This window comes from Floridaenema flaviceps BLCC-F50 (assembly GCF_041929275.2).
In the GTDB taxonomy this organism is placed as follows: domain Bacteria; phylum Cyanobacteriota; class Cyanobacteriia; order Cyanobacteriales; family Aerosakkonemataceae; genus Floridanema; species Floridanema flaviceps.
In genome coordinates this window covers 1,167,421-1,181,564 of the sequence record NZ_JBHFNR020000002.1, presented here as the reverse complement: position 1 = coordinate 1,181,564, position 14,144 = coordinate 1,167,421, and the positions used below count along the sequence as shown (strand labels likewise).

The window sequence follows — 14,144 nt, the reverse complement described above, 5'->3', positions numbered from 1 at the left end:
AATTTTCTTTCTTCGAGATTGATAATCTCACGATTAATAAGCATCTTAGCCATTAACTATATTGCTTTTTGTTTCTCATGTCCTACGAACCCCTGCATCATAAGTATCGTCCCCAAACTTTTGCCCATTTGGTGGGGCAAGAGGCGATCGCGACTACTTTAACTAATGCGATCCAACAAGATCGGATTGCTCCAGCATACTTGTTTACAGGCCCTAGAGGTACAGGAAAAACTTCTAGTGCGAGAATTTTTGCTAAGTCATTAAATTGTCTTTCTAGCAATGTTCCCACAGAAAGTCCCTGTGGTAAATGCGATGTTTGCATAACTATTGCCAAAGGTTCTTCTTTAGATGTAATTGAAATTGATGCTGCCAGTAATACTGGGGTAGATAATATTCGGGAAATTATTGAGCGATCGCAGTTTGCCCCTGTACAATGCCGTTACAAAGTTTACATCATTGACGAAGTTCATATGTTATCAACGGCGGCGTTTAATGCTTTATTGAAAACATTGGAAGAACCGCCCGATCGGGTAATTTTTGTTTTAGCAACTACAGATCCCCAAAGAGTTTTACCCACGATTATTTCTCGCTGTCAAAGGTTTGATTTTCGGCGAATTCCGTTACAGGAAATGGTAGAACATCTGTGGCAAATTGCCAGTAAAGAAAAGATTAATATTACTAAAGAAGCGGTTACTTTAATTGCCCAAGTTGCCCAAGGTGGGTTAAGAGATGCGGAAAGTTTATTAGATCAATTAAGTTTATTTCCGGGAGAAGTGACAGTTGAAGCTGTTTGGGATTTAGTGGGTGCTGTTCCCGAACGGGATTTAATGGAGATGTTGGAAGCGATCGCTACTGACGAAAGTACCAAAGTTTTAGAAATTGCGCGTCGGCTGATGGATAGAGGACGAGAACCTTTAATTGTGCTGCAAAATTTAGCCAGTTTTTACCGAGATTTGTTAATTGCCAAAAGTGCGCCTAACCGTCCAGAATTAGCAGTTGTCACTACTCCCACTTGGGAAAAAATGTGTGATTTCACCGGATTGGAAATCCCCCAAATTTTAGCAGGACAAAAATTACTTAAAGATAGCGAATTTCAAATTAGAAATACTACTCAACCTCGGTTATGGTTGGAAGTTACCTTATTAGGATTGTTACCTTCAGCAATTATACAAACAACACAAAATGCTGCTAATTATGCAATTAAAACTAATGTTAATCCGGTTAATGTAAATCAGAAAAATCCGTCATCAACTGTTAAAAGAACTCCACCTCCAGAAGATTCAACTTCTGTAAAATCTCCGGTTAAATTCGAGAATATTCAACAGAATCAAGAGATAAATCACTCTGTTGCCCAAACTGCCCAAACTGCGGAATTAGAAGCAACACCAGAAGTTTCTCAAATTGCTGATATTTCGGAACAAGAAATCAATTTAGAACAAATTTGGCAACAAATTTTAGAATATTTACCTATTTCTCCTAAATCTCTTTTTCGGCAATACGGATGTTTATTAAACATTCAAGAATCTCAGGCTCAGGTAGGAATTAAAACTGTCAATTTGCTGAAACACGCTGAACCGAAAATACCAGATTTAGAAGCTGCATTAGGGCAAATTTTAAAACGAAAAATTAAAGTAAGTTTGAAAGTATCTACACCAAATCAAACCGAAAGTAATCAAGAGGTAAAAGTTACTAAGAAAGAAACAGAAATTTCTCAGCCTAGCAGAACTAATATTGAATCTAAACCTGACTCAGAAGAAGTTACGGTGAAAACTGAGCGGGAAATAACCACTAGTCATATCGCAGCTTCATCAGAACCAAAAGTAACACCGAAAATTTTCCATGAACCGGAGAAACCGCCAGAACAAAACGCCCAAGAGTTAGCGAAAAAAGCGGAAGCGGAAGAAATAAAAAAGGCAACTCAACGTTTAATTAGTACCTTTAATGGTCAGGTTGTGGACTTCTCAGAGGTTATGGAATTAGCTGATAGATTACCGGAGAAAAACAATTTGCGATCGACCTCAGAAACACCAGATTTTGACTCAAATTTGGAATTAGAAGATGAGGCAGAAACAGAAGAGGAATTTTAAAAGCTTTCGGGGCAGAGGGGCAGAGGGGCAGAGGGGCAGAGGGGCAGAGGGGCAGAGGGGCAGAGGGGCAGAGGGGCAGAGGGGCAGAGGGGCAGAGGGGCAGAGGGGCAGAGGGGCAGAGGGGCAGAGGGGCAGAGGGGCAGAGGGGCAGAGGGGCAGAGGGGCAGAGGGGCAGAGGGGCAGAGGGGCAGAGGGGCAGAGGGGCAGAGGGTAAAAATTCCCCTTGTCCCCTTGTCCCCTTGTCCCCTTCTGTCTTTCCTTATTCGGCTTGAGTACCTTGATGGACAGTTTTCACCCATTTTAGTCGTTTAGGTAAAACGGACATTCGGGCTGTGGTACTAGCCATAACAATGACCCAATGGAGCATATACAAAGTGCCACGGATGGTATTGAGCAAAGTCAAAAACAGGTTAGGAATAGTGACTTTTTCCTGTTGCTTAACACGCCGGATACCGCTAAACATGGCGATAAAAGACATAGTGAGCATTAAAGCTGTGACAGGGCTAAAAACAGGCATTCGGTTGCGGACTAGAGCCATGAGAAAATCTGGCACTGCTGCGGTGGGGAGGAAATATTGGGTAATCCAAAACATGAACATATCCCAAGTTTTCCGGTAGCCCATTTTCCCCGCAAAAATTGGTCGCCAGTAGTCCAAATAACGCTGATAGCCGCCTTCTGCCCAACGGTTGCGCTGATGCCAGAGAGCGATCGTACTAGTCACGCCTTCCTCTTCCACAGCAGGATCGATGACGAACTCAATATCCCATTGCTCAAGGTGCAGACGAATAGTTAAATCGAGGTCATCAGTAATAGTTTCCTCATTGAAACCGCCGCAAAGTTCCAAAGCAGAACGACGAATAAACTCGCCATTTCCGCGCAGTTCGCCAATGCCACCAAGGGCGATCCGCTGTTGTTGGAAATAGCTATCCAATGCCATCTCTGCCACTTGACCCACAGTGAGCAAATTCACATCAGGGTTAGAGATCGCCTTTTGGACTTGGACTGCGCCCACCTGTTCTTTAGCAAAAACAGGGACGACGCGCCTTAGCATATCTTTGGGTACTTGAGCATCAGCATCAAACACAGCGATAATATCGCCACGAGTCAGAGGCAGGACTTGATTTAGGGCTCCTGATTTGCCGCCAGTCGCACCTGGCGATCGCCGGAACACCTTCAACCGATCGTATTTCTGCGTCAGTTGCTTGAGTACCAGTGGAGTTTTGTCGGTGCTGTTGTCATCAATTACCCAAAGTTCATAACGGTAGCTGGGATAGTCTAAACTACAGAGGGTTTTTACCAAGCTTTCAATTACAGCCTCTTCATTTTTAGCTGCTACCAGCAAAGAGACGAAAGGCCAAGAATCTTGGTTTTGGGTTGACAAAGACTCAGGTAAGGTATGGGGGCGGGCACGCAAAACGCGAATGGCATGAATTCCCATTAAGGTTGTCAAGCCTAAGATTAGCCAACTACCCCAAGAGAGTAAATGCAGGGCAATAGTGCCACTCCAAACTATCGTGAGGACGATCGCCGCTTTGCGCCTGCGTCCCCCATATCTTTGGTTAGGAGTCTCTTCCGGTTCCTCTGTTTGCGAGATATCGGAGATCAACGAGTTCAGTTCGTCAAGCTCGTTGAAGGAATTGTTTTCGGGCCAGGAATTCGCTGGCATATTTCAGTTGATTCAACCACCAGTACTTATTTACACCTTTAAAGAAGCTGGGTACTAAAACACACCAAACCGTAAAGCCTTCACAAACTGATTGTTTGCCAAAAGACAGACGGTACGCTTCTATCACTTCTGGCTGGCGATACAAATCGTATAATTTCCCGTTGATTGGGACACCAGATTGAACGAAATAATAACAAGGTAACAACAGTTTGTCATCAGGAGAAATCGGAATTACAGCATCCACCGCCTGAAAACGGGGATTTTTGGTGTCATTGTCTCCGGCTTAAATAAAGATTAATGCAGCCCTATTGTATCCAAGATTGCTGTACTACTTAGCAACTGTCTCTATTGATGGCTAGGGGGTAGGGGGTAGGGGGTAGGGTGTAGGGGGTAGGGGGTAGGGTGTAGGGGGTAGGGGGTAGTGAAAAGAATTTGAGGGAAAAGAGTCGGGTTCAAAGGGCAAACTTCTCTTTCATTGTCCAATTTTTTCCCTATACCCACACCCTACCCCCTACACCCTACACCCCACACCCTACCCCCTACCCCCTACACCCTACCCCCTACCCCCTTTCGGATCAATTTAGCGGCTATTTAGTAATTCTGCTGGGTAAAGTGGGGAATAATACGATCGGGTAAGACCTGACCCAAACAGCTGGCTCTGTTGTACTTATGGTAATTAAATCTACCTAATTAATTGCTAAAATGCTTGATGTGTAAGGAATTCCAGTCCTTGTGTACCCATCCCTAAAATCAGGATTTTCGACCATAAGTACAAGAGAACTATTCAGTTGAGTACCTATAATTAACGAGCAAAAAGGGAAATTTATGGATATTATTGAACAACTCCCGCCTGCCAATCCCCAAAGAGTAAATGTTTATATGCCATACTACCAAGGCAATAAGCGAACTTGGCTACCCAAGGCGATGAGCCTGTACGAAAAGGGTGTACTCGAGGGAAATCGTAAAATTGAAGGCGGTGAGAGCATTCCTTTTGTGGCAACCTGGAGTGTGGCTGCATTACCAGCAGATTTAACTCGTTGTCGATTGCAGTTTGATGGTAATGCGGAACTCAGCTATGAGATGACTTTGGCAAATAATGAATTTGTTAACTTTCTTATAGAAGTGATAATGAATTTTAAGTCCTCACGGACGATCGACTTTTCCAAGGCTTTTTACCGTAGGCTGTTGCGCTTAGATGAATAAGAATTGGAAAACCACCTTTTAGAAAGTGATGAACAGGAGCTAGGGTGTGCCAAAATTTACGAAACATCTGCTGATTGGGTCAACAGAATCTTATAGTGGCAAGTCAGCAGTAATATTGGGGCTTGCCCATCAGTTAAAAGAAAGAAAACTGGATATTGCCTACGGTAAGCCTCTGGGAACTTGTTGGAATGAGCCACAGACTGATGCGATCGATGAAGATGTGAAGTTTTTGGCTCAAAGCCTGAACTTGCCATCCGATCGAATTAGACCAACTCTATTCTTCCTCTGCGAAGCTGCTGTAGCTAAACGCATTAGAGGCGAAGATACGGTAAATTACCGTGCGGAGTTGGCAAAGTATCTGGATGTGGCAGGTGGAGAGTTGGTGTTGCTAGAGGGGCCAGGTTCTCTAGATGAAGGCAGTTTGTTTGATTTTTCTTTACTGGATGTGGCTAATAGTATTGATGCCTCAATCCTACTAGTGTCCCGTTGGCAGTCTTTGCTGTCGGTGCATAAGTTGTTGTCGGCAAAGCGTCTGTTGGGCGATCGCTTAATGGGCGTTGTCCTCAATGATGTGCCAGAAAATCAAATGGAAATGGCGCAAACAGAAGTCCGCCCGTTTCTGGAAAAACGCGATGTTCCCGTGTTGGGTATTCTGCCTCGTAGTCCTTTACTCCGCAGTGTGAGTGTTAAGGAATTAGTCAAGCAATTGAAAGCTGAGGTTTTATGCCGAGGCGATCGCTTAGATTTACTGGTAGAAAGCTTGACAATTGGGGCAATGGATGTTAATTCAGCGCTGAAGTATTTCCGCAAAGGGCGGAATATGGCGGTGGTGACAGGGGGCGATCGTACCGAAATTCAACTAGCAGCATTAGAAACTTCCACTCAATGCTTGATTTTAACTGGGCATATCCCGCCTTCTAATTTGATTTTAAGTCGGGCTGAAGATTTGGAAATCCCCATTCTCTCTGTAGATCTAGATACTTTAACAACCGTCGAAATTATCGATCAAGCTTTTGGTCAAGTGCGTCTCCAAGAACCGATCAAGGTCGAATGTGTCCGTCATTTAATGGCAAAACATTTCGATATCGATCGGTTGCTGGCAAAACTCGACTTACAACCAGCGGTAACTTTGCCTTAACTGATTCTGATGAACTACTCGCCTCGACACTTCTGTTAAAATAACTAGGTCGTTGTGTCTTCAACTTAATCCTTGAGTCAATCGCTGGACATTCCTAAATTTGATGAATTAGTCCAAGAACTAGCGACGATCCAACAGACAGGTGCCAAAAGAATTGCCCTGTTAGGTTCGCGCCATGTTCCTATTACCCATCAGCACTTAATTGAGATGATGAGCTACGCCCTAGTTTTGACAGGGAATAAGTTGCTCACTTCTGGTGCTACTGGGACAAATGCAGCTGCGATTCGCGGCGCAATGCGGGCAGATCCCAAGTTGTTGACGGTGATTTTACCTCAAAGCCTGGAAAGACAACCACGAGAATCTCGTGAGTTGCTCGAACAGGTAATGCACTTGGTAGAAAAGCCGGAAAACGATCATTTGTCTTTGGGTGAAGCTAGCGCTCTGTGCAATCAGGAAATTGTTTCCCGATGCCAACAATTAATTTGCTTTGCTTTTCACGATAGTAGGACTCTTTTAAAAACCTGCGAAGATGCTGAGGAGCAAAGAAAATTAGTCACCTTGTTTTATTTTGATTAAGGTGCAAATCTGGGAAATAAATCAGGGCTGATGAGGTTATTACCAATGTCAGGATCAATGACTTTTCTGTATTGCATTGCTGGAGCTATTGTTTTAGTTTATGTTCCCTTTTTGCTGGTGGCTTTTGCTCGTGTCAATTTGGGAACAGAAGCTTTAGCAACTCCTAGAGCTATAGTTGATAAGTTACCTGCTTATGCTCAACGTGCTACTTGGGCACATCAAAATGGTTTTGAATCTTTGATGGTATTTGCTCCCGCAGCATTGATGGCATACATTACAGGTGTAAGTTCGACTCTGGCAATATATGCGGGTTTAACTTATTTGGTTGCCCGGTTGCTTTACTCGGTGTTTTACATTTTGAATGTACCACTGTTGCGATCGCTGAGTTTTGCGATCGCAACTCTTTGCAGTGGCACTTTGATTGTGTTGAGTCTTTCCCAGGCTAGATGAAATTACTTGTTAGGTAATGGGTAATGGGTAGGAAAATTAGCAATAACAAATCTCTTTTCATATTTAGATTTGAAATTTCCAATTAACCACCAATTACCGATTACCAATCATCCCCAATTACCGTTCAGTTAGTTGTTATGGCCTCCACTTATTCGTTTGATATTGTTAGTGACTTTGATTACCAAGAATTAGTAAATGCAGTCGATCAAACTACTAGAGAAATTAGTAGTCGCTACGACTTGAAAGATACTAAAACTACAGTAGAATTAGCCAAAGAAACGATTACTGTTAACACGGATAGCGAGTTTACTTTAGATGCCGTGCATACAATTTTGCAAACTAAAGCAGCAAAACGAAACTTATCTTTGAAAATTTTTGACTACGGCAAAGTTGAAGCAGCTAGCGGTAATCGAGTCCGCCAAGAAATAAAACTCAAAAAAGGCATCAGCCAAGAAATTGCGAAACAAATTAGTAAATTAATTCGCGATGAATTTAAGAAAGTGCAAGCTTCCATTCAAGGCGATGCAGTGCGAGTTTCTGCCAAAGACAAAGATGAATTACAAGCAGTTATTCAGCGTTTGAAGCAGGAAGATTACCCGGTAGCGCTGCAATTTACTAATTATCGCTAAGGTTTAAAGTTGGTTGGGTATGGCTTCCCAACTAACTAAAATTTGAAATTATGGCTAGCCCTGAGAAGATCGATCGCCAAAGAGAACACCAAGCTAATGAACGTACATTTTTAGCTTGGTTGAGAACAGCCATTGCCTTAATTGGTTTTGGTTTCGCTATTGCCCGTTTTGGCTTATTTCTCAGGCAATTAGAAATTTCATTGACCGGACAAAACACTGTTCCCGATTCTTTTATTAATTCCCAACATTTAGGAATTAGTTTAGTAATTTTGGGAGTGATTGTCATTGGTTTATCTGTATGGCGTTACAACAAAGTTCTCCGACAAATTGAAGAAGCTGACTATAAACCTAGCCGTTTGATGGTGTTGTTAACTGCTGTAATTGTGATGATTTTGGGATTACTAACTATTCCTTTTTTGTTGTGGCGACATACCCCTATTCCTAATAAGTTAAATCCACCAAAGCGGAAAACAAATATTTCCTCTTTGGTGAATAAAACTTTAGTAAAAAAAGGTACATTAATTCGGAAAATGCTTGATTTATAAGGGATTGTAGGAGTGATTCATTAATCGCCCCTACCCAAAACGGCTCTCCCGTATTTATGGTGATAACAAAATCTTATTTAACTGTAGGGTGTGTTAGGCACGGATAACAAATTCAGCATTTCAACCAATAATTAAATTCCCGTGCCTAACGCACCGTTTTCAAAGTTTGTAACACATATGAACATTTCTCACCATGAATCCGAAATAGCCGCAGTATTGGATTACGCCCTAAGTTTTTAGTGGCTAACAGGACATCCTCCAGTAGTTAACTTAGTTAAGAAATTATTCGTATCAAAGAAATGTTCGACAGACTCAATCTTTAAGTCTTCCGTTACTTTAGCAATACTAAGACCAACAATTTCGATCGTTTCTCCTGTAGGTTGACGATCTTTGTAAGCCCCACTGAAAGTTTCCCAATGTCTCCATTTAAAAACAACATTAGGAGGCCCAGCAACAACTTCAATTAATTCCCAGTGAAAACCATTAGGAAAAGCTGTGTGAAAAAGGTTGTAAGATGATTCAAAATTTTCCTCAGAAGCACGGTAGTGGTCGGAGTTTTCCAGAAACAGATTATAGGTTCCCTGTTCTACAATATCTTCGGCAGTATATTCTTTCCCGCCATTGGTACTCATACGAAATTTATCTGTAACTACAGATATCCATTGTTGAGGACTAGTTTTGAAAGTTGCTTCCATTTCAAATGTCTTCACCAAATTATGGGCGATCGCATTTAATGTTCCTTCTGCATGATTCGTTTTTCTTTCTTGCTCTAAAAAAGCCTTTGTATGGGAATAGTCAGGACGTTCCCCATAGCGCCATTCCACTCCATCATCGTGTTTGAGAACTTCTTCGCGATCTTGTACCCATAGAGGTAAATCTTGACTCATAATCGTTAATATCCCCTGATTAGCTGTTGAATATTCCAGGTTAGTATAACAGATATGCAAATCTGTGCTTTGAAAATATTATTAATTTTATTATATTTATAATATGCAATGTAATTTTTTGGGAAAAACTTATAGTTAATAAGGAATTATTTTTGTCGAACAGGAATTTCAATAATAAATTCTGTTCCTTGACCTAATTCGGAGTTACATTTCAAGTTACCATTGTGTTTTTCGACAATAATTGAATGAGAGATACTTAATCCTAAACCTGTACCTTTACCTACAGCTTTTGTAGTAAAGAATGGATCGAATATTTTACTTTTAACATTTTTAGGCATTCCTCCACCATTGTCAGCAATACTAATGATGATTAATTGGTTTTTGGCTTGAGTACTAATAGTAATATTTCGCGGTTCTGGTTGAGTTTCTAAAGCATCTATGGCGTTAGCTAAAATGTTCATAAATACTTGGTTTAATTGTCCTGGATAACATTCTACTAGGGGTAGTTTGCCATAGTTTTTAAATACCGAAATTCCAGAGAAGTGAGGCTTTGCTTTTAGTCGATGTTCTAAAATCATGATTGTGCTATCAATTCCCTCGTGAATATCGACTACTTTCATATCAGCTTCATCTAAGCGAGAAAAAATTCGCAAACTCTGCACGATATCTCGAATTCGAGTTGCGCCTACTTTCATAGAAGCTAATATTTTGGGTAAGTCTTCGACCAAAAATTCTAAATCAATTGCTTCTGCTTCCATTTGGATCTCTTGTGCAGGAATTGGGTAATGGAATTGATAAAGTTTGAGTAATTTAAGTAAGTCTTGGATATATTCGGTAGCGGGTTGAATATTGCCATAAATGAAGCTGACAGGGTTATTAATTTCATGGGCGACACCTGCTACCATTTGTCCTAAAGAGGACATTTTTTCGCTTTGAATTAATTTGGTTTGAGTTTGTTGTAATTCCTGTAATGCTGTTTCTAATTGTTGGGTACGTTCACGACTTTGGGCGTAAAGTTCAGCTTGGTTAAGGGCGATCGCCAACTGCACCCCCACCGCTTCGATTAATTCTACTTCACTATCAGTAAATGGGCGTTTATTTCTAGTATGTCCAAAACTAAAAGCGCCAACTTTCCCGGATTGCGTTTGAATGGGTAAAATTAAAATTGAAGTATAACTTAAGTCTAAAAGAAATTCGCGCAAAATTGGGTCTTGGCAACTACTAACTTCATCAACTTGGAAGGTTTCCCGATTGAGAATTTTTTCACATAAAGGGCCTAGCACAGTTGCTTTGTATAATCCTAATATACTAGGTAAAAGTGCGTTTTTTGCTTCTTTAATACATTCCCAAGTTTGGGGATTAGTATCATAACGATACCAACCAAAAGCGGCGCGATCGATCTGTAATAAGTTACGCAGTTCATTTACTGTAGTGGTTAAAATGCGATCGATATCTAAAGAGTTACGAATTTGGTTAGCAATGCGATTAATTAATGCTTCTTGTTGCGCTAGTTTGCGGAATTGTGCTTCAGATTTTTGTAAAGCTATTTCGGCTTTTTTGCGTTCGGTAATATAAGTAGAAGTAGCAATAATCCGGTAAATCTTTCCTCCGGGATCTTTTAGAGGAGTTAAAGTTGCTATTAACCAAACTTCTTCATCCTCAACTTTCGTACAGCTTTCATAAGAAATAGAAGCTTTTGCGGCTAAACATTGGTTAAATCCCTGGCGAAATTCGCTGGATAAATGGGGAGGAAAAAGTTCTTCAGGAGTTTTACCAAAACTAGCTTGAGAACTAATTCCCGTAATTTTTTCTGTTGCTGGATTCCAACCAGCATAAGTAATATGACCATTTTCAGCCACATCGACGACGCATATAATGTAATTAACGCCATCATAAATACTGGCTAAAAATTGCTCTCTTTCTCGTAAAGCTGTTTCGACTTGTTTGCGATCGCTAATGTCGCGCCCTTCGGCTATTAATAATATTATCTCTCCGGTGCGATCGCGCAATGGTTTGAGAGAAAAATCAATAGTTGCCACCTGATTATTTCCTCCACAAACATCCACTTCATAACGTATTATATCCCCTTTTGCTGCTTGGTTAATCGCAGATTTTAGTTGTTGTTGTACTGCTGAAAAATTTTCATTCCTAGTAATAGATAACCGAGTAATTAATCTCTCTTCATCTATCCACCATCGGGTTTGCCAAAAAGGTTTGTTAACTACATCTAATAAGGAAACTTCAGCAAAATCTAATGCCGTTTGGTTGACTTCAATTAAAGTACCATCTGGTTGCAATAAAGCGACGAATTGAAATGATTGCTCAAAAATCGCGTGAAATTTAATTTCATTTTCTTGCAGGGCTTTTTGTACTTTTTGTCTTTGGGTATCAACTCTGGTTAAAAATCTGGCAGTACACCAAATTACCCAATTAAAAAATATAATATTCAATACACTTAATAAAGTGATAGCAATTTCTGGGGAATAGGCATAACTGCGATAACCTATTAAGATTAACCAGCCGACAATTAATGGCATTGCGATCGCTATAGGCGACATCCGTCTCGCCATTATTCCCCCAGCATTTTCGCTAGTGAAAGTTCTTATCCAACCATGTTCGGGAGAAGCAAACAAAATGCCCAAAGATAATAAAATTATTGCCATACTTGTAGGCAATAACATTTTCGTATAAGAACCAAATACGTAAAAATCTTTGATTTGATAAGCCTCGCCCAAAGAACCAATTAAAGATATTAAAAAGCCGATTACGCTAAAAAATTGAGCAGCACTATAAGACTTATTGATTAATAGTAATAAGCCTATGCTTAGAAAAATTAAGCTAATAGCTGTACTAGCTATTATATTTCCCGGTATTTTCCAGAAACTTATTTTATAAATTAAGGGAAAAATTTCTGTAAATTCTACAAAAATAATTATTATTAAACCGATAAAGTTAAAAAATATCAATTTACCTTTAATCTTTTCCTGATGCCATAACCACAATGTTAACCCAGAAAAAATTAATCCTAATCCTGGAGTAATCAACGAAATAAAACAAAGGTAAAAACCAAATAAAATACTGATTACGCTGATAAATTTAGATAGCATTTTCAGTAATTTAATAAATTTGGAAAATTTTCCTATATTTCTTTGTGGTAACGAATATTCCATTTTTTACTCTGGCTAGGGGCTATACTTTAGCAGATAAAGCAATTTTATTAGTTTTTTGAAGTAATTGATACCCGATTAACTACGGAAAATTAAGAATTTGTAATGAAAGAATATAACTCATACTAAATCCGGGTGAAAAACCCCTTTTATTAATGAACCGCTCCAGACACAGAGGACGCAGAGGAAAGACGGAGAAGGTAGAGGGGGTAACTAACCCGGATTTGGTATCAACAAATAGTTAAAATCACATACAAGTAAACCCCGCCTAGAGAGACGGGGTAGCGCCGAGAAATATTTAGGATGTGGTTATCATTTATTGGTTGCGACGATCGGGAAATCTAGTCCCCTGTACCCAGTCCCCAAAACTAGGATTTTCCACCACCAGTAAAAGATATTTTAGATAGTAGAGAGAACTTCCTTTGCAGCGGTTAAAGTGCGATCGATATCTGCATCCGTATGCGCCAAAGAAGTAAACCCAGCCTCAAATTGAGAAGGTGCCAAATAAACACCATGTTCTAACATTCCGCGATGGAAACGACCAAATTTAGCCGTATCCGACTTCTTGGCATCCTCATAATTATGCACTGGGCCACCAGTAAAGAATAGACCAAACATGGCGCTAATGTGACCGCCGCAAACAGCATGACCAGCGTCTTTCGCAGCTTGCAACAAACCATCGCTAAGTTTTTTGGTAATTTTTTCCAAATACTCGTAAGTGCCAGGTTTTTGCAATAATTCCAAAGTCTTAATCCCCGCCGTCATTGCCAAGGGATTGCCGGATAAAGTCCCCGCTTGGTACACTGGGCCAGCAGGTGCCACCATAGACATGATATCCTGTCTACCGCCATAAGCACCCACTGGCAAACCACCACCAATAACTTTACCTAAAGTGGTTAAATCGGGAGTAATGCCAAATTTTTCTTGTGCGCCGCCGTAAGCAATGCGGAAACCAGTCATTACTTCGTCAAACACCAGCAATGCGCCGTTTTCTTTTGTAATTACCCGTAAACCTTCCAAAAATCCGGCATCGGGAGTAATAAAACCTGCATTACCGACAACTGGTTCCAGAATTACCCCGGCAATTTCACCTGGGTTTTCAGCAAACAAAGCTTTCACCGCTTCTAAATCGTTGTAAGGTGCGGTGAGAGTGCTGCTGGTTGCAGCTTTGGGAACGCCGGGGGAGTCGGGTAAACCAAGGGTAGCAACGCCGGAACCCGCCTTCACCAAAAACATATCGGCGTGCCCGTGATAGCAACCTTCAAATTTAATTACTTTTTCACGTCCGGTAAAAGCACGCATCAAACGCAATACCGCCATGCAAGCTTCGGTTCCAGAATTGACAAACCGCACCATTTGAATGCTAGGAACGGCATCAATTACCATTTCTGCCAGGACATTTTCCAGGACTGAAGGTGCGCCGAAACTGGTACCTTTTTCTAAAGCTTCGTGCAGTGCTTTAATTACTTCGGGATGCGCGTGACCGCAGATTGCTGGGCCCCAAGTTCCTACATAATCAATGTATTCATTTCCATCGACATCCCAGATATAAGCGCCTTTAACATGGTCAAAGACGATGGGTTGTCCTCCCACTGATTTGAAAGCACGCACAGGAGAACTCACGCCTCCTGGCATGATTTTCTGTGCTGCTGCAAAAATTTCTTCTGATTTGGTGGTTTTAAAAGAGGTGGTCACCAAAGCTGTCTCCTTAACTGTAAGTCTTTGCCTGTCTTGGCTTTAAAGTCTGTCTCAAGTTAGACGCAACCTAATGATTGACAATGTTACTCTCTCGTTAC

At 40.9% G+C, this 14,144-nt stretch carries 11 protein-coding genes and 1 pseudogene; 7 read left to right on the top strand and 5 right to left on the bottom strand.

All coding sequences use genetic code 11. The annotated features are described in order from the left end of the window. Positions 1 to 77 precede the first annotated feature (77 nt). Positions 78 to 2,087, top strand: coding sequence for a DNA polymerase III subunit gamma/tau (locus ACE1CI_RS25405; RefSeq protein WP_413265578.1), 2,010 nt, complete (start codon positions 78 to 80; stop codon positions 2,085 to 2,087). A 259-nt stretch (positions 2,088 to 2,346) separates the two neighbouring features. Here ACE1CI_RS25405 and ACE1CI_RS25400 read toward each other — a convergent pair whose 3' ends face one another. Both ACE1CI_RS25400 and ACE1CI_RS25395 read right to left on the bottom strand, forming a co-directional pair. Next, positions 2,347 to 3,753: a glycosyltransferase family 2 protein gene (locus ACE1CI_RS25400; protein ID WP_413264861.1), complete on the bottom strand. Its 1,407-nt coding sequence runs from the start codon at positions 3,751 to 3,753 to the stop codon at positions 2,347 to 2,349. Beyond that, positions 3,707 to 4,081 (bottom strand): annotated as a pseudogene (locus tag ACE1CI_RS25395) (radical SAM protein); the annotation flags it as partial. The gene ACE1CI_RS25400 and the pseudogene ACE1CI_RS25395, both read right to left, overlap by 47 nt. Positions 4,082 to 4,578: 497 nt before the next feature. Here ACE1CI_RS25395 and ebsA point away from each other — a divergent pair. From ebsA to ACE1CI_RS25365, 6 genes are all read left to right on the top strand, one after another. Next, on the top strand, positions 4,579 to 4,956 hold the full coding sequence (gene ebsA, locus ACE1CI_RS25390; RefSeq protein WP_413268399.1) for a type IV pilus biogenesis protein EbsA: 378 nt from the start codon (positions 4,579 to 4,581) through the stop codon (positions 4,954 to 4,956). A gap of 46 nt (positions 4,957 to 5,002) precedes the next feature. Next, on the top strand, positions 5,003 to 6,094 hold the full coding sequence (locus ACE1CI_RS25385) for a phosphotransacetylase family protein (RefSeq protein ID WP_413268400.1): 1,092 nt from the start codon (positions 5,003 to 5,005) through the stop codon (positions 6,092 to 6,094). A 72-nt stretch (positions 6,095 to 6,166) separates the two neighbouring features. Continuing rightward, positions 6,167 to 6,670, top strand: a complete 504-nt coding sequence (locus ACE1CI_RS25380; RefSeq protein WP_413268401.1) for a DNA recombination-mediator protein A — start codon at positions 6,167 to 6,169, stop codon at positions 6,668 to 6,670. 45 nt (positions 6,671 to 6,715) lie between these two features. Continuing rightward, positions 6,716 to 7,120: an MAPEG family protein gene (locus ACE1CI_RS25375; protein ID WP_413268402.1), complete on the top strand. Its 405-nt coding sequence runs from the start codon at positions 6,716 to 6,718 to the stop codon at positions 7,118 to 7,120. 137 nt (positions 7,121 to 7,257) lie between these two features. Further along, positions 7,258 to 7,749: a YajQ family cyclic di-GMP-binding protein gene (locus ACE1CI_RS25370; RefSeq protein WP_413268403.1), complete on the top strand. Its 492-nt coding sequence runs from the start codon at positions 7,258 to 7,260 to the stop codon at positions 7,747 to 7,749. Positions 7,750 to 7,799: 50 nt separating this feature from the next. Then, on the top strand, positions 7,800 to 8,294 hold the full coding sequence (locus ACE1CI_RS25365) for a YidH family protein (RefSeq protein ID WP_413268404.1): 495 nt from the start codon (positions 7,800 to 7,802) through the stop codon (positions 8,292 to 8,294). A 236-nt stretch (positions 8,295 to 8,530) separates the two neighbouring features. Here ACE1CI_RS25365 and ACE1CI_RS25360 read toward each other — a convergent pair whose 3' ends face one another. The 3 genes from ACE1CI_RS25360 to hemL all read right to left on the bottom strand — a co-directional run bounded on the left by ACE1CI_RS25360 (position 8,531) and on the right by hemL (position 14,046). Further along, entirely contained in the window at positions 8,531 to 9,181 is a 651-nt protein-coding gene (locus ACE1CI_RS25360; RefSeq protein WP_413268405.1) for a SnoaL-like polyketide cyclase, read from the bottom strand. Between the two features lie 146 nt (positions 9,182 to 9,327). Then, positions 9,328 to 12,351, bottom strand: coding sequence for an ATP-binding protein (locus ACE1CI_RS25355; protein ID WP_496615803.1), 3,024 nt, complete (start codon positions 12,349 to 12,351; stop codon positions 9,328 to 9,330). 396 nt (positions 12,352 to 12,747) lie between these two features. Beyond that, positions 12,748 to 14,046 (bottom strand): glutamate-1-semialdehyde 2,1-aminomutase, encoded by a 1,299-nt coding sequence (gene hemL, locus ACE1CI_RS25350; protein ID WP_413268407.1) that lies wholly within the window; start codon positions 14,044 to 14,046, stop codon positions 12,748 to 12,750. Positions 14,047 to 14,144: the final 98 nt, after the last annotated feature.